Below are 19,737 nucleotides of genomic sequence, written 5' to 3' on the forward strand. Positions count from 1 at the left end.
CAGCGACGGCCCGCTCCAGAGGATGAGCGGACCGTCGCGGCCTCTTCCCTTCCGGGCTCGGCAACGGGCTGAGATGACGAGGCAAGTCCAACTCCCTGAGCACGCGAGGCGTTTTACAGCCCATGTAATCAGAGGATGGACAGCCCGATGTCACGTCCGCAACCCGTGGCCGAGTTTTTTCAGACAGTCATGGAGTCGAACTCCCCGTCCTTGGACCCGGCTACGAACGCGGCCAGCTCGGATCGTGTGAAGATCAAAGCCGGGCCCAGGGGGTCGCGTGAATTGCGCATCGCCACGTTCTCACCGAGGTCCGCAAGTTCGACGCAGTCATCCCTGCCGTCACTCGCAGACGCCTTCACCCACCGCGCACCGACCAGAGACCCCGCGGCCACCCCGTTGTGGACACTCTGCATTCTCGATCCCCTCTTTCCCTGCCTGACCAGCACCAACAGTCTGGCCGTACGTACCGGCGCCCAGATAGGGCGCCCCACTTTCACCTCACCGTGAAAATTTCACCGACCGGCGAGAATGAAAGGAATGCTAGACCGACGAGGGCGGGTACCGCCGTCCCTCGAAAGGGTGTTCTCGGTGAGATTGAAAGCCTAAGTATGATGAACGTATTTCAAGACTTTGACGTGACGAAGGATGACCGGAGATGTTCTACAGCCAGGACTGATTTCTGAGAACAACCTCGCGCCCCGGCAGGTCAAAATACAATCCCCGGCCTGCTCGACCTCGGCCGCCCGCCCTGCTCGCGGGCAACCGTCAGCTCCAAAGGCTCTCGGGGCATCGGTCTGGGATCAACGGAGTCGATACGCAGATGACCAGCGCGTGATCACCAGGCTCGGTACCATGAGCATCGGGTGACCCTCCGCCCTCGCGCTCTACCCCCGAGGGACCAGCCGGCGAACGTCCGGCGCGGCCGTCTGCCGAAAGGCATGGGGAGAAAGCGCACCTCTGTGGCGACACCACTCAGTGCGGACCAGTTCCTTGGCGCGTTGAAGCACGCCGGGCTCGGCGTGGTCGAGGTTGGCAACTGGCGTACGCACAACCGCGATACGCACGGCCCGTGGGGGCCCGTGCACGGCGTCGTGATCCATCACACGGGCCCGTACTCCTCCGAGTCGGACATGGTGGAGCTCTGCCGCACGGGCTACAGCGAGCTGCCGGGCCCGCTCTGTCACGGCGTTATCGACCGCTCGGGCACCGTCCATCTGGTCGGATACGGGCGCACCAACCACGCCGGCCTCGGTGATGCGCGGGTGCTGGCCGCGGTCACCGCGGAGCGGCACATCCCGCACGACCAAGTGGCTGACACCGACGGCAACAAGGTCTTCTACGGGTTCGAGTGCATCAACAACGGCACCAGCCAGGACTGGCCGACCGCCCAGCTCAACGCGATGGCCGAGGCGGCGGCTGCGGTGTGCCGGGCACACGGCTGGAGCGAGCGGTCGGTGATCGGCCACAAGGAGTGGCAGCCGGGCAAGCCGGACCCCGACTTCGACATGGACGCCTTCCGCGCCCGTGTGGCCACGCATCTGAAGGACGGCACCAAGCCGCCTGCCAAGCCGAAACCCAGTCCGAAGCCCGCCCCGGTGCCGCGCCCGGAACCCGGGCCGAAGCCGTCCCCGACGCCGGAGCCCGTATCTGCGCCGTACCCAGGCAAGGACTTCTTCCACGACGGCCGGTCCTCGCCGGTGATCGAGGCGATGGCGGTCCGGCTGGTCGCGGAGGGCTGCGACTCCTACGACACGCGCCCGGGGCCCGTGTGGTCCGACGCACACCGCCGTTCGTACGCCGCCTGGCAGATGAAATGCGGCTACCACGGAGCCGATGCCGACGGCATCCCCGGACCGCAGAGCTGGGCCAAGCTCCGCGTCCCCCATCAACAGGGCACTGACCCTTCGCCCGTTGAGAACTCACCCGTACAGGAGAAGCCCGACACCATGCCGCAGGCCCTCGCTGACGTCGCCGAACGCACCCTTGCCACCTACCTCCAGGCCCTGCTCGGCCTGGTGATCGCCTCGGGCACCACCCACCTGGTGTCCCTGTCGACCTGGCAAGCAGCCGCAGTGGCGGCGATGCCCGCAGGGCTGTCTGCCCTGAAGTCGGCTGTCGGCACGATCGTTGGGCGGCGCGGCACCGCCTCCTGGCTGCCGGCCAAGCGCGATCCGGCCACCCCCCGCTACTGACCCGCCATGCTCCGCTTCCGGAAGGAGGAGCCCTGTGCCTGACGGAGAGATCGCCCTCGCGCTCGCCGAGCTGCGTAAAGCTCTCGAAGTCGGCCTGGCGCGCATCGACGGGCAGCTCGCGCTCCTGGTACAGCGCAGCGACCAGACCGACAAGGCGGTCGAGGAACTGGAACAGCGAGTTGGCGCGCTGGAGCGGGCACGCTGGCCGCTTCCGACGATCGCGGTGCTCGCCAGCGTGACCGCGGTGGTGCTGACGCTGCTGTCCTTGACCCGGAGATGAGGCGGGCCGTGTCAGTCGGAGTCGGGCGAGTTCTCCCTCACCCACTCCTGCGCGGCCTTGAGGTTGTCCGCGATCCCGGCGGGAACGTAGGCGAAGCCGTCCCAACGCTTCAGCCACCTGCGCTCGCCGGGACGAACGTGGCGGGCACCGCCGCCGACGGGTTCGTGGATACGGACTCGGCCATCGGGCGGCTGCCGACGTGCCAGGTAGGGCGCCAGCGGGTCGGCGGGGTCGACGCCTGGCGTGACTCGGGGGCGATTGTGCTTACCCATGGTCGCGATCGTCTCAGAATCCCCTGCGGGAGAGTGGCGGTATCCGGGCAGTCGCGAGCCTCGAACTTCGCCGATCAACCCTGCCAGAGCGGGGTGGAGCCGTGGTGTGAGGCCCGCGATCCGCGTGCGGGCGTGGTCAACGCGCGGTTCCGCCAACGCATGTCCGGCGTGAGCGGACTACCGATCATATGAGGGATGCCGGACGAGAACAGCCCCCGCCGAGGCGGGGGCTGTTGAGGTCTTGGAGACCGCGTTCATCGTACCAGCGGCAGACTGCGGGCGGGCGCGGGCGCTCACGCCGCTACTGTTCGCACTGCACCCGCACGCGATGTACCGGAGGACGGGGAATGGTCCGCAGGCCGTACTTGGTCGGACACCAGGAGTTCGCCGCGCTGTACGACGTCAGGGCTCAGATGGTGCAGCAGTGGCTGAACCGCGGTGTCCTCGATCCCGGCACCGCCGTGGTCGTCTCCGGCGTACGGTACTGGCCGCTCGGGTTCGCGTGCCGGTTCGGCGAGACGACGCCGCGGCCCAAGGCGCTGAACGCGGCGGTGAAGCAGCGCCTCATGGAGGCGCAGGGCGAGGGCTGGCTCGCCGAATCTCCGGGCGAGCTGCCCGCGATCGTCGGCCAGCAGGAGATCGTCGCGCTCTTTCACCTGCCGGCTCAGGGCAACGTGGCGACCACGATCGCCACCGGTCGTTTTCCCGCGAGCGACTGGGTGTTGTCAGGGTCGGGGTTGTGGCTGCTCGATACGGTGCTCGGCGCCGTGGACGACCTGCGCAAGAGCGCGCGCAGTCTGGCCTGGGAGGCGGACGAACAGGTCGCCGCCGCGCTCCGCGACGGTACGTACGACGGTCCCGGCTCTGCCGTGCTGACCCGTGGCCGCTACGCCCGAAAGGCGCTCTGACCTGCGCTTATTCCTGGACGCCGCGCCCTTTTGCGATTAAGATATACGTATACCCCTTCGGGGGTGGGCATCTTTCATCGCGCAAACAGGAGGCGGAATGCGGATCACGAACACCCCCAGTGGCGACGTTGTCGCCGTCATGGAGGGCAAGGAGCTGGTACTGACCGAGAGCGCGCTCATGCACTACCTGGCCGGGCCCGGCGTCGACTCCAACCTGGCGGCGCGCATGATGACCGCGGTCAGCGCGGCGAACGAGGACCGCCAGCGTCGCGAGGAGGCCGAAGCGGCGGACCGCGAGGCGGATTCGGGCACCGTGGCCTGATCTACGCGGCTCGAAATCACCCCCGTGGAGACGGGTTGATCATCTGCCGCTCACACTCCAAGATAGGTTGCAATCTTGGAGTGTGAGCGGGGGTGGTTGGCTGTGGCGGCTGTCCAGGAGGAGATACCGGGCCTGCTCGTCCAGCTGGTACGGCAGCCCGACGAGCAAGGCGTGTCGATCCAGCAGCAGTTCGAGGAGTTCCACCGGCTCAACCCGTGGGTGCTGCGGGCGCTGGAGAGCCTGACGGCCGACTACCTCGACCGTGGTGCCCGGCGCGTCGGCATCGGAATGCTCTTCGAGGTCCTGCGCTGGCGCTACGCCGCCGCCACCGAAGGAGACGATTTCCGCCTCAACAACAACTTCCGCAGCCGGTACGTGCGGCTGCTCATCCAGCGGCACCCGACGTGGGCCGCTGTCTTCGAGGTGCGCACGCTGCGCACCGACTGAACCACCGTCTTGGAGATCACCATGACCGAACCGACCGAACCGGAGCCGACACCGCCGACCGCTGTGGTCGATGACGCACCGGCGGACAAGGCCGTCCCGGCCGCCGCGGGCAGCGTGATCGCGCTGCGGGCGGACCAAGAGGAGTTCGACCACAAGCAGTTGAGCACGCTCGCGCTGATCAGCCCCGGCCTGGCGAAGGCGCCGCGCGGGCACCTGGCGATGTACTTCCACTACTGCGTCAAGACCGGGCTCGACCCGTTCGCGCGCCAGATCTACCTGATCGGTCGCAAGAACTGGAAGGCCGAGAACGACCCGGACGAGCCGGAGATGACGTGGACGATCCAGACCGGTATCGACGGGTTCCGCGCGACCGCCCACCGCGCTGCCGCGCGAACGGGCGAGAGCATCTCGTATGAGGACACGCTCTATTTCGACGCAGAGGGCAAGGAGTACAAGGTCTGGGTCCAGCCCGGCCCACCGGCCGCGGTCCAGGTCACCGTTCTGCGCGGGCAGAGCCGGTTTCCCTTCATCGCCCGCTGGGCGGAGTTCGCCCCCGTGTACTGGGACAAGAAGCGCAACGAATACGTCCTGGCTTCGATGTGGCGGCAGATGGGATCGCACATGCTGCGCAAGTGCGCGGAGGCCGGGTCGCTGAGGATGGCGGCGCCGCACGATCTGTCCGGCATGTATGTGGACGAGGAGATGGCGCAGGCGGACGCCGAGGCTGTCGCCGGTGTCGCTGAGGACCACGCCCGACGCCTGCGCGCCGCCGCTGGCCTTGAGGCAGATGAGCAGCAGGGTGAGGAGCCGACTGGCGTGGGTGAGCAACCCGCGAAGGCGACGGCACCGCCTCGGCGGCGGAAGAAGGCGGCCTCGTCCGAGGAGCCGCGGCCAGCTGCGGCAGAAGAGGTGCCGAAGCGGCCCCGCAAGCGTGCCGCCAGCAAGAAGGCGGCTGCTGCGGACCGTTCGCCCACCAGCAAGTCCTGAGCGGCGGGACAGACATGAACAGCAACACGGACACGCAGACCGTGGTCAGGAACATGTTCATCGGCTGCCTCGACAGGCGTACCCAGTGGGACGAGCCGCCTGAGATCCTGATCGTCACCCAGGCCCCCGGTGGCAACCTGATCATGGGGCAACTGCCGCTTCCCGCAGGGCTGTGGGAAGTCGCACCCCCACCGTTCGTGCTCGCCAACTACGCCCATCTGGCCCACGCCACCCGCGTGCGCCCGGTTCGGGGGCTGGTGGCGGTGGCCTTCCGCTGCGAGGCGTTCGCCATCTCGCCCGACGTCAGCCCTGAGGCAGCCGAGGCGCTGCGGCGCAGGAACGCGGGCGGCTCGGCGCCGCCCAATAAGGACATTCCCGGGCGCGTTGAGCAGCGCGTCATCTCCGCCGTCGACATCGAGGGCCACGACTACATGATCACGGCCGACCGCCGTGACGACGGCACGGCGACGGCCGCGGTCTGCACCATGCACCGCCACGGTGCACGGCACACCGGGCGCGTCCCCGACGCGGTGAACAGCCTCCTCGCCGCTCTGCGACCGCGCCCGGCCTCCGGCCAGGACCGCCTGTACTACTGACGACCCGCTACTGATCCGGGTGTCGCCCGACGCCGTGGTGTCGGGCGACACCCGGTCTTCTTGGAGACCGAAATGACCATGACGGCCGAACGCCCCGTCAGCCTGTGGCCCGCGGCCCACGCGGCCGACGCGCGGCGGCCCCGCTCGCTGCAAACGAAGATCGGTGCCAGCGACACCGTGTGTGCCCGCCGCGCCGGATATCTGCTGCACGGGCGCACCCCCACCGACGGAGGGGAGAAGCGCAAGGCGATCCTCGGCACGTGGCTGCACGCCGGTGTTCTCGCCGCCGCCCGCGAGGAGTTCGGGTGGATCATCGAACGCCGCGTCGAGGACGAGACCCTGCGCGGCCACATCGACGCCGTCCAGCTCGACCGCGACACCGCGGCGCGCCTGCCACGTCGGCTGCGACCGAGCCTCCCGGCCGAGGAGACGACCGTCGAGGACGTGAAGACGAAGTCGACGTACCAGTGGGACAGCGTCCTGCGGTACGGCGCCAGCGAGGCGGAGATACGCCAGGTGCTGCTGTACGCGGACTTGCTGCGCACCGGCGGGTTCGCCGACATCAAGGGACAGCGGCAGCTCGCCCGCCTCGGGCCGCTGCGCGTCGGACGGGTCCGTTTCCGGTTCATCAACCGGGACGCGGGCGACGAGCACGTCCAGGAACTGTCCTTCGACGCGCGGCGGGCGAAGCCGGCGCGCTGGTGGGTGCGCCAGGTGCGCAAGGCCGCCTCGCCCGAGGAACTCCCGCGCACCTTCGAGGGCCCGGGACTGTCCGCGATCTGCGACAACTGCCCTTTCAGGACCGCCTGCTGGGGATCTGTCGCGGCGGGGCGCCGCCCGCAGAGCGTCCTGATCCACGACGACGCCCAGCGCGCTGAGGTGCTGGCGGAGTACGCGGAGGTCACCGCGAGGATCAAGCCGCTGCGGGAGCGGCAGAAGTTCCTTCGGGCCCAGCTCGACGGCTCCGAGCCGGGCGTGTACGGCGACAACGCGCTGTCGTGGAGCGGCGGCAATCCCACGAAGGTCGACGACGTCGAGACCATGGCGGCGCTGTACCGGAAGGCCGGTGTGGAGGTGCCGATGGCGCCGGACGCGGCGGCTATGAAGGCCCAGCTGAGCGCCCAGGGCATTCCGGTGCCGGTGCGGCTGGACTTCGAGCGGTGCACCCCGGTGAGCATCAACGTCACCCCGCGCAAGCCCTGATCCGGAACGGCAGCGGGTGCGGGGCCGCGCGTCGGCCCCGCACCCGCCCCAGTGTGCCCCGGACCGGACGGCGATGCGGAGAGGTGCTGGCTGGTGAGCATCCAGCTGATGGTGGTGGCGGCGTACCTGCCGAAGGAGATGATCAACCAGACACAGAAGCTCGTCTTGATGAAACTCGCGGACAGCGCGGACGACCAGTCGCGCGTCGCCCGGCCGGGGCTGGAGCGGATGATGGCCTGGGCCGGTGTGGGCGAGAAGCAGGTCGTCACGGTCGTCACGCAGCTCGTCGGCCTCGGCCTGGTCGAGCGGGTCGAGGTGGGGCGGGCCGGCAGCCGGGCGGAGTACCGCGTGTTCCCGTACGGCGTGCCGCCGATCCCATCGAGCGAGGAACTGGCCGAGCGGCGGCGCACCGCGCGAGGTGCCCCGCGCAATCCTCGCCTGGCGAGACCGGAGACAACGCGCCGCAGACCGGCCGCGCCGGCGCGAACCCAGCAGGACGTGACAGCGCGTGAGGACGCCCGCCTTGCCCGGGGTGGGTTGCCCGAGGGAAACCCACCTCGGCAGGCGTCGAGGGTTGCCCCAGGGGAACCCAGCGGGTTTCCGTGGGGCGACCCTAAGGGTTCCCCCAGGGGAACCCCTTCTCTTCCTGCTTCTTCCTCTCCCCTTCCTTACCCCCCTACCCCCCGGGACGGGAACCCGGCGGAGGCGGACGCGAAGCCACCGCGGCGGCCGGGCTGCTTTCGGCATAAGCGTCCGGTGGCGAACTGCCGGGCGTGCGGCACCAATCCTCGCTCCGGTCGGCAGGAGGCCCGGCGCGAGGTGGAGGAGGCCGCCCGCCAGTCCCAGCGCGAGTGGCTGGCGGAGTTCCTCGCCGAGCAGCGGCGCAGGGTCGCCCAGGCGGACCCCGAGGCAGTGGCCAGAGCCCGCCAGCAGGCCCTTGAAGCGGCGCGTCGACCCGCCCGGCGCTCCAACTCGGCTCCTCCGTAGGGCTGTTCTGGAGCCGCCGACATTGACGCCCCACCGCATGCGACTAAGATATAAGTAAGAAATTCGGAAGCCCCGACCCAGACCCCAGGAGAGAGACCCGTGACCCACACGCACCCCGAACCGGCCGGATACCTCGTCGTCGCCGAACCTGTCTTCGGCGGCCCGTCGGCCCCGGTCCGCGGCCGGCTGCTGCACGCCAGCGCCGACTGCGCGCAAGGTGAACTGCGCGAGCTGACCATCGACCTGGCCCGAGGCGGCGGTTACGTCCTCCTCGGCCGCCACCTGGACATGCCCGTCGGCGTGGCGATCACCCGCGACGGCGTCATGTGGGCCGCCGAAATCCACCCCGCCACAGAGGTCCACCTCGAATTCAGCCACCCCTAAAAGTAGGTGGCAATTTTGAAAAATGACTGCTCGTAATGGGCCGTCGCCTGTAGCACCCCTTGGAGACCGCAATGCCCTTCGCACCTCTGCCCGACCACAACCGCACCGATGATCCGCTATGGAGGCGGCTCTTCCACGGCTACCGCCACGTCGTCACCCCGCTGCGTGCCAACGGCTGGACCACCGACATCGAGCTGTGCGGCGGCGAGCACCACATCCGCGCCGACCTCGGCGACGGCACCGAACTGGTCATCGCCTCCGTGCACCCGCTCTCGGCCGACCTGAACGAGGTCGACGGCTGGAAAGCGGTGCGTCAGGAGACCGGCGGCTCGGGGACGCACACCTGCGTGTACGACTCCACCCCGGGCGGTGCCCAGCGCCACCACGGCACGGGGCTGGTCCCACTGTTCGCACGTCTGGCGGAGCTGGAGGTGCGCAGGACCACGGCGCGGCTGATCGTCTCGGCGACCCACACCAACTCGTTCGGCGCCAACCACAACCAGACCGCCGGCATCGAGGCGGCCGGTGTCGCGCTCGCCCGCTACTTCGACTGGTGCCAGCTCCTGGTGACCGAGGCGTACCGCCCGGTGTGGGAGCGCCCCGAGTACGAGGGGTACCCGCTGGCGCTGTTCGAGAAGGCCGGGGGCATCAGCACGGTCCGCGTGACGCCCTGGCACGGCGACGGACCGCGCCGCTGGCCGTGATCTGGCTGGTCGGCGTCTGCGTCCTCGGCCTGTTGGCGTTCATCGCCCTCGGCGTCGAGGACAGCCGCCACCACCGCGCCCGTCGCGAGCGCGACGAGATGCCCTGACCATCGGCTGCCCGGCCCCGCGCGGGCCGGGCAGCCTCCCCTTGGAGACAACCCGTGCCCCGATCCATCCACCTCCTCTGCGGAGCAGGCGGGGATGCCACCGGCCTGCTCGAAGCAGGATTCGATCCCATCCTCGGCATCAACCACTGGCAGACCGCCGTCGACACCTTCGCCGCCAACCACCCGGCCGCGGCGGCGCGCTGCGCTGACATCCAGAACTACCCCATGCGCTGGCTCCCGAAGGCCCTCGTGCTGTGGGGCTCGATCATCTGCACCGAGGTCAGCCCCGCCGGTGGGCGAAAGCGCCCCGACCCCGCGCAGGACGCCCTGTTCGAGGAAGAGGAGCAGTGGCGCGAACTGCCCCCGGAGGCGTTCGAGATGACCCGGGTGACCGCCTGGTGCGTGCTGCGTGCCGCTGAGGCGAAACGGTTCCCCTGCGTCGTCGTGGAGAACGTCACGGAGTTCGTGACCGACTGGCTGCTGTTCCCCGAGTGGATCCGCGCGATGAAGAAGCTGGGCTACCGGGTCCAGATCGTCTCGGTGTCCTCCGCGCACATCGGCTCGGAGACCAACCCCTACGCACCGCAGTGGCGCGACCGGATCTACCTGGTCTTCACCCTGACCGGGATACGCCGCCCCGACCTCGCGCCGCGCCCGCTGGCGTACTGCGTGGTATGCGGCCGGGACGTCAACGCCCGGCAGAGCTGGCGCAATCCGAAGGTCCGCGTCGGCAAGTACCAGGCCCAGTACGACTACCGGTGCCCGAACAGCCGCTGTGGTCACGCGCTGGTCGAGCCGTACGTGCGGCCCGCGGCCGACGTGATCTTGTGGGACGACATCGGTCAGCGCATCGGTGACCGCCCCCGGCCGCTGGTGCCGAACACCATGCGACGGATCGAGGCCGGGCTGGCCAAGTTCCCGTACGAGCCCAGCGTCATCACGCTGACGCATGGCAAGGACGGAACGGACCGCGCCTTCGATCCGTACGACCGCCCGCTGCCCACACGCACCGCGAAGCTGGGCGAGGCGCTGCTGGTGCCGGTCGGCGGCTCGTGGAACGACACCGCGACGTCGGTCGCTGAGCCGATGCGCACCCGGATGACCCGCGAGAGCGAGGCCCTGGTCACCGTCGACCCGGCGCCGTTCATCGTGGAGTTCCGCAACCATTGCGACGCCGCGCCGGTCGGCAACCCGCTCAGCACGATCAGCACCGCCAGGCACCACGGGCTCGTGGTCCCGGACGGCACCGTGCGCGACCGCGCTCGCAACACCCTGGTCATCCCGTACCGCCGCGGCGGCGCGCCCAAGACGGCGACTGACCCTCTGCACACGCTCAGCACCAGGGATTCGGCGGCCGTCGTGCACACCGCTCCGCGCGTCGAGGACTGCTACTTCCGCATGTTGCAGCCGCGCGAGCAGCTGGCCGCGCAGCGGTTCCCCGAGGACTACCAGGTCATCGGCTCCAAGGCCGCCCAGACCATGCAAGCCGGAAACGCGGTGTCGGTGAACGTCGCCCGCTGGATCGGCGAACGCCTCAAGCCCGTCCTGGCCTGACCCCACCCCCATGAAGATGAAGGAGAAGTCCATGTCCACGATGCTTACGCACCTGGCCGAGATGGGCCGCCGCCGTCAACAACTCGCCGCCGAGCGGCGCCAGGCGGAGAAGGCGCACGCCCTGGCCGTTCTCGATCACCTCGCCGCCTACGTCCGCGACACCTGCCCGCAGGCCGCGTACGTCGCGTTCGCCTACCACGGCAGCACCCGCACGCTGGACCTGCAAGGAGTGCTCGGAGCACAGCCCGCTCCGCTCAGCGCGCTGCCGTGGCTGTGGGACACCAACGACGCCGAGCACCCGCTGGCCATGTGCGGCGAAGCCCTGGAACAGGACCTCCAGACCGCGCTGGAGCCCTGCTACTCCCCGGCCTGGGCAACGGTCAGCGTCAACAAGGCCAGCGACGGCAACAGCTGGCTGCTGGAGCTGCCCCCGCCCGACCGGCACGCCCGCGTGTCCGAGCTGGTTCGCCACCACCACCCGGCCGCGACCGCGGTGGTGGTCGACGGGCGCAGCGCCGGGGGCCGGGTGATCGAGGTCATCGAACCCGCCGCCGACAGCGGTGAGACGCGCGCGAAGCCCCGCTGGTCGCCCGAGTGCGACGAGACCGTAGCGCGCCTGGTGGCCCAAATGACCGTGCTGCCCGCCCTGCGAGAGCAGCACCTAAGGCCGGTCGGCGCCGACTACGCCCATCCGCACGGCGTCAGCACCAGCGATCTCATACGCGTGATGCCGTTGCGCCCCGCGCAGTAGCCGGCGGTGGATGGCGCCTGGTGGACGGACGCGCCCTGCGCAGGCGACCTGCGGTTCGCGCCTCCCGAGGCGGAACAGGCCGCGGCCTTCCTCCGGTCGCCGCTGGCCCGGCAGCTCCTGGCCACCTGCCAGGACTGCCCATTCCGCTCGGCCTGCATCTCACGCGTTCTGCCGCGCAAGTCGGGGTTCGACGGCATCTGCGGCGGACGGCTGTGGATCGACGGCCAAGTCCAGGCCGAGTGCGCGGACGCCGACCCGGGCGAACTCGCCGAGCACGGTTCGTACATCCCGCACGGCACCGAGTCCGGCGCTCGCGCGCACAACCGCCGGGGAGAGCCCGCTTGCGCATGGTGCCGCGAGGCCGGACGGCGCGCCCAGGCCGACCGCCGAGCGCGCAGGCGAGCCGCCCGGCCCGATCCCAGCTCACCAACTCACTGAAGGAGAAGACGTTGTTCACCCTCGACGCGGACGACCTGTCCGCCATCATCGACAAGGTCGCCTGGCACTGCCCCGAACGACCTGGCCTCGATGTCATCCTGCTGGATTGCACGCCGACCTTCCTGCACGCCGTGGCCGGTGGCGGACGGACTCTCGCGGTCGCCCGTACCCGGGTGAGCGAGGGACGGCGCTGGACTGCTCCGCTGAGCAGGCCCGACGCCGCGGCGCTGTCGTGGTGGCTGGACGCCGCCGAGCACGTCAGCGTTGAACACGCCCTGGCCGGTGGCCGCGCGCTGCTGCGGTTCGCCGAAGGGGCGGCACAGCTGACCGTGCCGATCGCCACCCAGGCGCCCATCCTGCCTTGGCGGAAGCTGCTGCGGTCCGCCGCCCAGGAGCAGGGCGACGGCGAGAACCGCTCCGGCGGGCCGCTCAGCCTGACCAGGGACGAGCTCGCGTTGTGGGCGCACGCGGGTGACCGGATCGCGTTCAGCCCGCCGCTGCGGAACGGACCGGTGCTCGTCAGGGCCGGGGCGGACTTCATCGGCCTGCACATGCCCGGCACCCCGCGTCCCTTCCTCCCCGCGAGGACTGAGGGGTGGAAGGACTCGGCGCGCTCCTGGCGGTTCGTCTACGCGGGCGAAGTCTACGAGATGGGCCGCCTGTACTGGGATGAGGCGGGAACACCGTGGCGGGTGCTGGCCGCGCCCGAGCCCGGCGAGGAGCCCACACTGGTGCTGGCCAACGGCTCCGGAGTCGCCCTGCCGCTGTCCACCGTGCAGCTGGCCGGAGGCCGCCCCCGCAGCCGCAGGCCCGACCACCGCAAAAAGTAGGTGGCAATGATGGAAGCTACCTCTGCCGTACCGGCCTCGGTCCCCGCTGAACAGGACGACGACAGCCAGTTCCTGGGCCTGGTTCCGCTGCCCGCCGCGTGGCAGGCCCGGCCCGCCTCCAGCGCCGCGACGCGGGGCGGGACCGCGCCCCGCCCGGGGGCGCGGCCTGAGGTACGGCCGAGCGCATGAATCCCCCCGCACGCCGGTGCCGCTCCGACGCAGAGTCGGGGCGGCACCTCTTCCGAAGGAATCCGATGATGAGTACCCCGCTGGGGACGGAAGTAGAGTCCACCGCCGCGTGGCTGGAAGAACGCTCGGCGCATGGCGCCGCCGCGCTGCTGCGCCGGATCGCGGCTCAACGTGACCGCGCGCTGCGGACGTTGGCCGCCGCGACCGCGGGCGACGCCTCCGGTGACGCGACGCACGCGGACGGCGGCGAGGCCGCCCGGGCCACCACGGCGGTTCTCCGCACTGAGCTGGCACGCTTGCAGGCTCACGCCGAACGGGCCGGCTGGGTGGCCGATGGCGACGGGCGCCGCCTGTGGCGCTGGCGGGGCGGCTGGTGGGAGCTGAGCCACCTCAAGAGGAATCCGAAAGACGGCTACCACGACACCGGCTGGTACCTGTGGGGCCCGGCCAGCGCCGGGCACTTCGGCACCTGGACCGCCCGGCGCAGAAACGAGGCGACGGTTGAGGCCGACCGGCTGATCACCAAGCACCTCACCCTCATACGGGAGGCGCGGGGATGAACCGGCAACTCCACTTGCTGTCCGCCCGTGATCTGCTGACCGCCGAGCCCGTGCCCGACCTCGCCGCCGCTGATGTGATCGTGGCGAGCCACAGCGGCGGCAAGGACAGCATGGCCGCCCTCGACGAGACCGTGCGCCGCGCCGAGGCGGCGGGCGTGCGCGACCGCGTTGTGGTTCTCCACTGCGATCTAGGCGTCACGCCGCGCGGCCACACCGTCGAGTGGCCCGGCGCCGTCGACCTCGCCCGCCGCCACGCCGACTTCTACGGGCTGCCCTTCGAGGTCCGCCGGTCGGCCAGGTGGCCGTCGCTGGTGCACCGCATCCGAGACCGCGGCCAGTTCCCGGGGCTCTTCACGCGCTACTGCACTTCCGAGATGAAGTACGCCGTGGCGCGGAAGTTCATCACCGAACAGGTCGCCACGCTCGGCGTCACCGGTCGCCCGGCCCGCGTCGTGCTGGTCCTGGGACTGCGCGCCGAGGAATCCCGCGACCGCGCGGCCAAGCCCACCGTCGAGCTCGACCGCCGCTCCAGCAGCGGGCGTCGCACCATCACACTGTGGTACCCGGTGCTGCGCTGGAGCACGGCCGAGGTGTGGGACCGCGTCCGGGCCACCGGCCTGCCGCACCACCCCGCCTATGACCAGGGCATGTCCCGGCTCTCGTGCAGCTTCTGCGTCCTGGCGTCCATCCCGGACCTGATCTGCGCCGCTCGCCTGCGCCCCGAACTCGCCGACGAGTACACGCGGTTGGAGGCGGACATGGGATCGCCGTTCCGTCGCGAGCTGCCGATGTCCGAGGTCATCCGGCGCGCGGGGAGGGCGGCGTGACCGGGCGGCAGCAGAGCGCGCCGGTGACCCTGCCGAGTGTCCAGCGCGCGGGGGAATGGCAACCGCGCGTCATCGGCCTCGACCTCTCGCTCACCTCGACCGGCGTCGCGGGGGCGGACTGGGCGCGGGCGTTCCGGCCCGGCCGGCGCCGCGGCCACGAGCGGATGGAGTGGCTGTGCGGGCACGTCGCCACCGCGGTGGAGGACGCTGATCTCGTGATGGTCGAAGGCGCCGCCTACGCCCAGGGCGGTCAGGCCGGTCACCACGAACTCGCCGGGCTGTGGTGGCTGATCACCCAGCACCTGTGGCGCCGCCGTGTCCCGTACGCGGTCGCGAACCCGCATCACCGCACGATCTACGCCACCGGACGCGCGAACCCGGCCCAGGAGTGGCCGCAGGCGCAGCGATCGCGGGTCGCCAAGGGGATGGTCCGCTCGGTCGTCGTCGAGCGGTACGGCGTCGAGTGCGAGGGGCCCGGCCGCTACGACCAGGCCGACGCCACGGTGCTCGCCGCGATGGGGCTCGACTGGCTGGGCTACCCGACGGTGCCGGTGCCCGACACCCACCGGCGGGCGCTGGAGGCGGTGCGTTGGCCCGACCTCATCCCGCCGGTGGCGAATTAGGGAAAGGAATTCCATGGAGTAAATCAGGCTCCAAGTCGGGCGTAACTTGCATTTGAGGTATTTGCAATTAAGATATAAGTAAGGAATTCGGGAAATTCCCGCCTTGAAAGGAGGAGGAAATGGATACGGGAAACGGCGCTCCGCGATGTCCGTGTGAGTGCAACCGAACAGGGTTCTGCGGCGGCTGCGGACACGCCGGATGCGGCGGACGCCGCCGCTGAGCAGCACCTCACACCACCGCGCCCCCGGCTCGCGCCGGGGGCGCACCCATACGCGACAGCGCCATCTTGGAGACCAACCCCATGACCCACTCTCGCGGAGTTCAGCACCTCGCGGACGAACTCGGCGTGGAGGCCGAGCACGTCGCCCGCGCTTTCCGCACCGCATCCCACGCCCACGCGGCCATACGCGCGGTGAAATACACGCACCTGACCGATGAGCAGTTCCGCCGGCTCATCGACAACGACCGCTACACCATCGCCGTCGTCGCCAACCTGGCCATGCGCTTCGCCGGACGCACCGAGGACGCACGCCTGCTGACGGACATCTACAAGGCCGCCTCAGGCAAGACCGCCCACCGCCCCGTCATCCGCCGCGGCGTCGGCACCCTGCGCGACCACCACGACCACGACGTGGTCCAGCAGGCCATCCGCATCCTGCAGGCGGCCGGTCTGCCGCCCATCGAGACCGACGGCACCCGGGCCCTGCGCGACGGATTCCAGGTCCTGCCCGGCTGCGACGAACTCCCCGGCTGGGTGTTCATCGCCCCCGACCCCGACTGCGCGCACCGCGGTGGCTTCGCCGGAGGCCGCGACGGCTATCCGACCGTCATGAAGTGGGCCGGATGGGGCGTCATCCCCGAACCGCTCGCCGAGGGACTGTTCGCCGCCGTTCACCCCGACCACCGGGACCAGCCCTTCCCCTCCTGACCCACCTCGCGGTCGGCGCGCTCACCGGCGCGCCGGCCGCCCTCCCGAAAGGCTCTCCGCACGTGAAGTTCCCGGTCGACGACACCATGCTCACCGCCTGGTCCACCCTCCTCGGCCTGACCGACCAGCAGCGCGACGACGTACTCGGCGAGATCGAAGCCACCCTGCGCCGCGGCTACACCCTGCGCCCACTCGCGATACGCCACCTCTCCTTCGAGCAGGCGACCGCCGACATGGACCCCGACGAACTCGCCCTGATCTTCCTGGAGACCGGCCTGCGCCGCGCCGGGCACCCGGACGCGGCCGACGCCGTACTCCGCCGCGGCCTCCTCGCACAACTCCACGCCGCACACGCCGACTGACCTGCACCCCACTTCCCATCACTCCGCCGCCCCGGCCGCGCACCGCGCACCGGGGCGGCCCCATGCGCGCAGAAAGGTACGCAGACCGATGTCCACCGACGACGTGCCATTCCTCCCACGGGCGGCCACCGTCACCACCTCGCGCACGGCGCCATCCTGGGCCAAGAAGACCCCGCCCGCGCCGAAGGCGTCCGCACGGCCAAGGGTCACCGCACGGAAGTTCAACGCGCCGCGCGATCCCCACGAGCACGCCCGCAAGATCGCGGAGAATGTCCTCGACGCCTGGTACCGGTCCTTCGGCGGCAGCAGCATCGACATCCCTCTCGGCACCGTCGCCGGGCTCTCCCTGCTGCGCAACGTCCCCGGCCTGGCGGACTGGGTGCTCAACCTCCAGCCCGAAGAACTCCCTCAGCTGCTCAAGGAGATCTACCTCGGACACTGGATCAACCGCCCCGATCTCATTAACCGAGCGATACGCCTGCACGACTGGGCCTGGAACCCCGCCCCGGACAAGCAGCAGCTCCGCGCAGTCCACGCCGTCGCCTGCGCGGCCATCGACACCGGCTTGCTCGACCTCACCGGCCATGACGACCCAGGGCAACGCTCCGAGGCCGACGTGCTCAGCCCGCTGCTCACCGGCCTGCGTCACAAGAGCGACAAGAAGTGGCGGGGCGAGTACCACACGCCGGCGTCCGTCACCGACCTGATGGCCAACGTGACGGTGGACAAGGAAGTCGTCAAGCCCGGGATGGCCTTTCGCGAACCCGCCGTCGGCTCCGGCGGCATGTTCCGCTCCGTAGCCCAGCGCCTGCGCGAACTCGGCCTCAGCCCGCACGACTTCCACTGGTACGGCAACGACATCGACTCGCTGTCCGCTGGGTGCGCCGCCGTCAACACGATCATCTGGGACCTCGGACCGCGCTGCCTCATCGGCTGCGCCGACTCCCTCGCACCGGAAGACGACTACGCCAAGACCCGCGCCGAAGCAAGGGACGCGTTCGACCAGCGCGACCGGTACATGGACACGGCCCGCACGATCATCGCCCACCGCCGCGCCCTCAGACTCCTCGACGACCTCATGCCGAGCAAGGAGCCGGTCGCGTGACCCCGCCCGAGGCCTTCGACCGGCCCGGCACCACCCCCGCGATCCGCCGCCGACGCCCGGCCTTCGTCAGGCGGAGCGACGAGATCGAGGTGCCGCCCCTCGATGAGATCGCGCCCGCTCTCGAACCCCCCTGGCACAAGGAGGGCACCGACACCCCCGACCGCACCGTGGTCTATCGCCATCCCGACGGCCACCGTATCGGCCTGCGTCTCCAGGCCCGCGGCCTCGCCATCCAGGCCTGGATCACCGCGGGCCCCGACCTGCCGCCCATCTCCGGCGGCACCGCCGCAGAGTGCGCCGAAGCACAGGCCGCCAACGACGCCCGGCTCCAGCCCGGCCGCACCTGGCACGCCGTACTGATCACGCGCACCAGCAACAGCCTGGTCGCCGACCTCGCCGCGCTCGTCCGCGAACGGCTGCTCCCCGCCCTCACGAACAAGCCACGCGGCATACCCGCCCCGCCTCCACCCGCCCGCATCGGGCAGCCCGAGATCACCTCGCAGAAGAAGGAAACCCAGAAGTGAGCACGTCCAAGAGCACCGTCCAGGTCACCAGCCTGGCCCATCTCGCCGAGATCCTGCCGTACCTCCTCGGCCACTACCCCGACGACAGCATCACCCTCCATACCCCCGGCCCGAACTTCCTCGACGGCGTGACCATGACGTTCCCGCTGCCCGAGGACCCTACCGAATGGCGGGCCACAACCGAGATCGCTGCCCGCCAGTTCGCGGCCTACGCCCACGACGAAGGATGCCGCCCCGACGAAGACGTCATCGTCTACCTCTGCCGCGAACCGCGCCCCGGCCAGACCCCATGGGACACCGCCGCGCTCCTCGCCCCGCTCACCGACTGGCTCACGCCTGTGCTCGCGGAGCATCGCACCACCGTTCTCCAGACGATCGGGCTCGTGGCGAACCGGTGGTGGGCGTACGAGTGCCACATCGAAGGCTGCTGCGAGGGCGAGCCGCTGCCATCCCCCGACGATCCCACCAGCATCACCGCTCAGATGGTTCGCCTCGGCCGCACCCTCGGCCCCCGTACCCGCGACATCGTCAAGGAGTTCCGGGCCACAGCCGACTCCGACTTCCTCAAGGAACTGCACACCGCCGTCGGCCACTTCAACGCGCGGTGCGCGACCAGCGCCGGACGCGACGCGACCCTCGCGCAGACGCTGAACCAGATCGGCTCCGCCATAGGCAGGTTCCGCGACGGGGACAGCGTCCTCAGCCGGGCGCTCACCACGCAGCTCATCGTCGGCTTGCGGGACGACGCCGCGGCGGAGGCCGGAATAGCCCACGCGGAGGACGACGACCTTCCCCACGCCCGACGCCTGTGGGCCTACCTCGCCCGCCACTGCGCCGCACCATTCACGCGGGAGGCCGTTCCCATCCTGACGCTGTACGCCTTCGTCGCCTGGCGCCAGGGCGACCTCATCGCGGCCCGGCTCGCCCTGCGCGACGCCATCACCACCGACCCGGACTACGAACTGGCCACCGGCATCCACCTCGCCACCCTCGACGGCGAAGACCCCCGTACGTACCTTGCCTCCGCGCGTGAGGACCTCGCCCACCGCCTGACGTACCTCCAGCACGCTGTTGAAGCCGCCAGCGAGTACCGCCCTATCGCCGACGCCACTGCCGCACGCCACAGCGAAGCCCTCGACGCGGCCACCGCCGACTACTTCGTTCAAGCCCTTACCGAACGCGGACGAGTCCTCGCCTCCCACGGCACCATCGACATCATCGACGAAGCCCTGGCCGACTTCCGCAACGGGCGACCTCAGCTCGTAGACGAGGTCGCTGCCCGCATCACCCTCGGCCTGCAAGACTGCGAGACCCGGGACGCCGCGCTGTCCACCTGCGAGGAGAGCGAACTTCCTTACGAACGGCAGCTGTGGGGCTACCTCGCCCGGCGCTGCGTACCGCCCCACACCGACAAAGCCCCGCCGCTCCTCACCCTCCTCGGCTGGGTCGCCTGGCGGCAGAACGACACCGTCACCGCCAGCCATGCCCTGGCCGACGCACTCGGCATCGATCCCGACTACAGGATGGCCAAGGTACTGCTGCACGCCATCCGCGCCGAGTGCGATCCGGCGCGGTTCCTGGCGATATGCCGCGAGGAGGCGGACCGATTCGCCGCGAGCCGCGCGGATCTCGACACCCTCTGACAGCACCACGGTG

Annotated in this window: 26 protein-coding genes; 24 read left to right on the forward strand and 2 right to left on the reverse strand. The window is 70.3% G+C overall.

Annotation, left to right across the window (positions count from 1 at the left end; all coding sequences use genetic code 11):
* Positions 1–179: 179 nt before the first annotated feature.
* Entirely contained in the window at positions 180–413 is a 234-nt protein-coding gene (locus tag K7472_RS08055; RefSeq protein ID WP_222976098.1) for a DUF397 domain-containing protein, read from the reverse strand.
* 525 nt (positions 414–938) lie between these two features.
* On the opposite strand from K7472_RS08055, the gene K7472_RS08060 reads away from it, so the two are divergent.
* Complete coding sequence (locus K7472_RS08060) at positions 939–2,192, forward strand: peptidoglycan-binding protein (RefSeq protein WP_308013805.1); 1,254 nt, start codon at positions 939–941, stop codon at positions 2,190–2,192.
* Between the two features lie 34 nt (positions 2,193–2,226).
* Positions 2,227–2,472: a hypothetical protein gene (locus tag K7472_RS08065; RefSeq protein WP_222975558.1), complete on the forward strand. Its 246-nt coding sequence runs from the start codon at positions 2,227–2,229 to the stop codon at positions 2,470–2,472.
* Positions 2,473–2,483: 11 nt separating this feature from the next.
* On the opposite strand, the gene K7472_RS08070 is transcribed toward K7472_RS08065, so the two are convergent.
* Positions 2,484–2,744, reverse strand: coding sequence for a DUF6087 family protein (locus K7472_RS08070; protein ID WP_222975560.1), 261 nt, complete (start codon positions 2,742–2,744; stop codon positions 2,484–2,486).
* Positions 2,745–3,091: 347 nt separating this feature from the next.
* On the opposite strand from K7472_RS08070, the gene K7472_RS08075 reads away from it, so the two are divergent.
* The 22 genes from K7472_RS08075 (at position 3,092) to K7472_RS08180 (ending at position 19,724) form a co-directional block, all read left to right on the forward strand.
* Positions 3,092–3,652 (forward strand): hypothetical protein, encoded by a 561-nt coding sequence (locus K7472_RS08075; protein WP_222975562.1) that lies wholly within the window; start codon positions 3,092–3,094, stop codon positions 3,650–3,652.
* A 97-nt stretch (positions 3,653–3,749) separates the two neighbouring features.
* Positions 3,750–3,974, forward strand: coding sequence for a hypothetical protein (locus tag K7472_RS08080; RefSeq protein WP_222975564.1), 225 nt, complete (start codon positions 3,750–3,752; stop codon positions 3,972–3,974).
* A gap of 102 nt (positions 3,975–4,076) precedes the next feature.
* On the forward strand, positions 4,077–4,421 hold the full coding sequence (locus tag K7472_RS08085) for a hypothetical protein (protein WP_308013806.1): 345 nt from the start codon (positions 4,077–4,079) through the stop codon (positions 4,419–4,421).
* Positions 4,422–4,442: 21 nt separating this feature from the next.
* On the forward strand, positions 4,443–5,408 hold the full coding sequence (locus K7472_RS08090) for a recombinase RecT (RefSeq protein ID WP_222975566.1): 966 nt from the start codon (positions 4,443–4,445) through the stop codon (positions 5,406–5,408).
* 14 nt (positions 5,409–5,422) lie between these two features.
* The gene (locus K7472_RS08095; protein WP_222975567.1) at positions 5,423–6,004 is read left to right on the forward strand and encodes a hypothetical protein; all 582 of its coding nucleotides are present in this window, start codon (positions 5,423–5,425) and stop codon (positions 6,002–6,004) included.
* Positions 6,005–6,076: 72 nt separating this feature from the next.
* Positions 6,077–7,207, forward strand: coding sequence for a PD-(D/E)XK nuclease family protein (locus K7472_RS08100; RefSeq protein WP_252395273.1), 1,131 nt, complete (start codon positions 6,077–6,079; stop codon positions 7,205–7,207).
* A 93-nt stretch (positions 7,208–7,300) separates the two neighbouring features.
* Positions 7,301–8,194, forward strand: coding sequence for a helix-turn-helix domain-containing protein (locus K7472_RS08105; RefSeq protein ID WP_222975569.1), 894 nt, complete (start codon positions 7,301–7,303; stop codon positions 8,192–8,194).
* Between the two features lie 99 nt (positions 8,195–8,293).
* A complete protein-coding gene (locus tag K7472_RS08110) occupies positions 8,294–8,578 on the forward strand; it encodes a hypothetical protein (RefSeq protein ID WP_222975571.1) in 285 nt (94 codons plus the stop codon).
* 71 nt (positions 8,579–8,649) lie between these two features.
* Positions 8,650–9,282, forward strand: a complete 633-nt coding sequence (locus K7472_RS08115) for a hypothetical protein (RefSeq protein WP_222975573.1) — start codon at positions 8,650–8,652, stop codon at positions 9,280–9,282.
* Positions 9,283–9,443: 161 nt separating this feature from the next.
* Complete coding sequence (locus K7472_RS33365; RefSeq protein ID WP_222975575.1) at positions 9,444–10,943, forward strand: DNA cytosine methyltransferase; 1,500 nt, start codon at positions 9,444–9,446, stop codon at positions 10,941–10,943.
* Between the two features lie 31 nt (positions 10,944–10,974).
* Positions 10,975–11,694: a hypothetical protein gene (locus tag K7472_RS08125; RefSeq protein ID WP_222975577.1), complete on the forward strand. Its 720-nt coding sequence runs from the start codon at positions 10,975–10,977 to the stop codon at positions 11,692–11,694.
* A 6-nt stretch (positions 11,695–11,700) separates the two neighbouring features.
* Positions 11,701–12,132, forward strand: a complete 432-nt coding sequence (locus K7472_RS08130; RefSeq protein WP_222975579.1) for a hypothetical protein — start codon at positions 11,701–11,703, stop codon at positions 12,130–12,132.
* An 11-nt stretch (positions 12,133–12,143) separates the two neighbouring features.
* Positions 12,144–12,962: a hypothetical protein gene (locus K7472_RS08135; protein ID WP_222975581.1), complete on the forward strand. Its 819-nt coding sequence runs from the start codon at positions 12,144–12,146 to the stop codon at positions 12,960–12,962.
* A 9-nt stretch (positions 12,963–12,971) separates the two neighbouring features.
* Entirely contained in the window at positions 12,972–13,151 is a 180-nt protein-coding gene (locus K7472_RS08140; RefSeq protein ID WP_222975582.1) for a hypothetical protein, read from the forward strand.
* Positions 13,152–13,219: 68 nt separating this feature from the next.
* Positions 13,220–13,711, forward strand: a complete 492-nt coding sequence (locus K7472_RS08145) for a hypothetical protein (RefSeq protein ID WP_222975583.1) — start codon at positions 13,220–13,222, stop codon at positions 13,709–13,711.
* The gene (locus tag K7472_RS08150; protein WP_222975584.1) at positions 13,708–14,538 is read left to right on the forward strand and encodes a phosphoadenosine phosphosulfate reductase domain-containing protein; all 831 of its coding nucleotides are present in this window, start codon (positions 13,708–13,710) and stop codon (positions 14,536–14,538) included. The genes K7472_RS08145 and K7472_RS08150 overlap by 4 nt, the downstream gene beginning before the upstream one ends.
* The gene (locus K7472_RS08155; RefSeq protein ID WP_308013807.1) at positions 14,535–15,161 is read left to right on the forward strand and encodes a hypothetical protein; all 627 of its coding nucleotides are present in this window, start codon (positions 14,535–14,537) and stop codon (positions 15,159–15,161) included. Before K7472_RS08150 ends, K7472_RS08155 begins: the two co-directional genes overlap by 4 nt.
* Before the next feature lie 302 nt (positions 15,162–15,463).
* Positions 15,464–16,090, forward strand: a complete 627-nt coding sequence (locus K7472_RS08160) for a hypothetical protein (RefSeq protein WP_222975586.1) — start codon at positions 15,464–15,466, stop codon at positions 16,088–16,090.
* A 62-nt stretch (positions 16,091–16,152) separates the two neighbouring features.
* A complete protein-coding gene (locus K7472_RS08165; protein ID WP_222975588.1) occupies positions 16,153–16,452 on the forward strand; it encodes a hypothetical protein in 300 nt (99 codons plus the stop codon).
* A gap of 88 nt (positions 16,453–16,540) precedes the next feature.
* Positions 16,541–17,557 carry an N-6 DNA methylase gene (locus K7472_RS08170; RefSeq protein WP_222975590.1) on the forward strand — a complete coding sequence of 339 codons (1,017 nt, stop codon included), beginning with the start codon at positions 16,541–16,543 and terminating at the stop codon, positions 17,555–17,557.
* A complete protein-coding gene (locus K7472_RS08175; protein ID WP_222975592.1) occupies positions 17,554–18,081 on the forward strand; it encodes a hypothetical protein in 528 nt (175 codons plus the stop codon). The genes K7472_RS08170 and K7472_RS08175 overlap by 4 nt, the downstream gene beginning before the upstream one ends.
* Positions 18,078–19,724 carry a DUF4192 domain-containing protein gene (locus K7472_RS08180; protein ID WP_222975594.1) on the forward strand — a complete coding sequence of 549 codons (1,647 nt, stop codon included), beginning with the start codon at positions 18,078–18,080 and terminating at the stop codon, positions 19,722–19,724. Before K7472_RS08175 ends, K7472_RS08180 begins: the two co-directional genes overlap by 4 nt.
* Positions 19,725–19,737: the final 13 nt, after the last annotated feature.

It is taken from the genome of Streptantibioticus parmotrematis (assembly GCF_019890615.1).
Lineage (GTDB): Bacteria > Actinomycetota > Actinomycetes > Streptomycetales > Streptomycetaceae > Streptantibioticus_D > Streptantibioticus_D parmotrematis.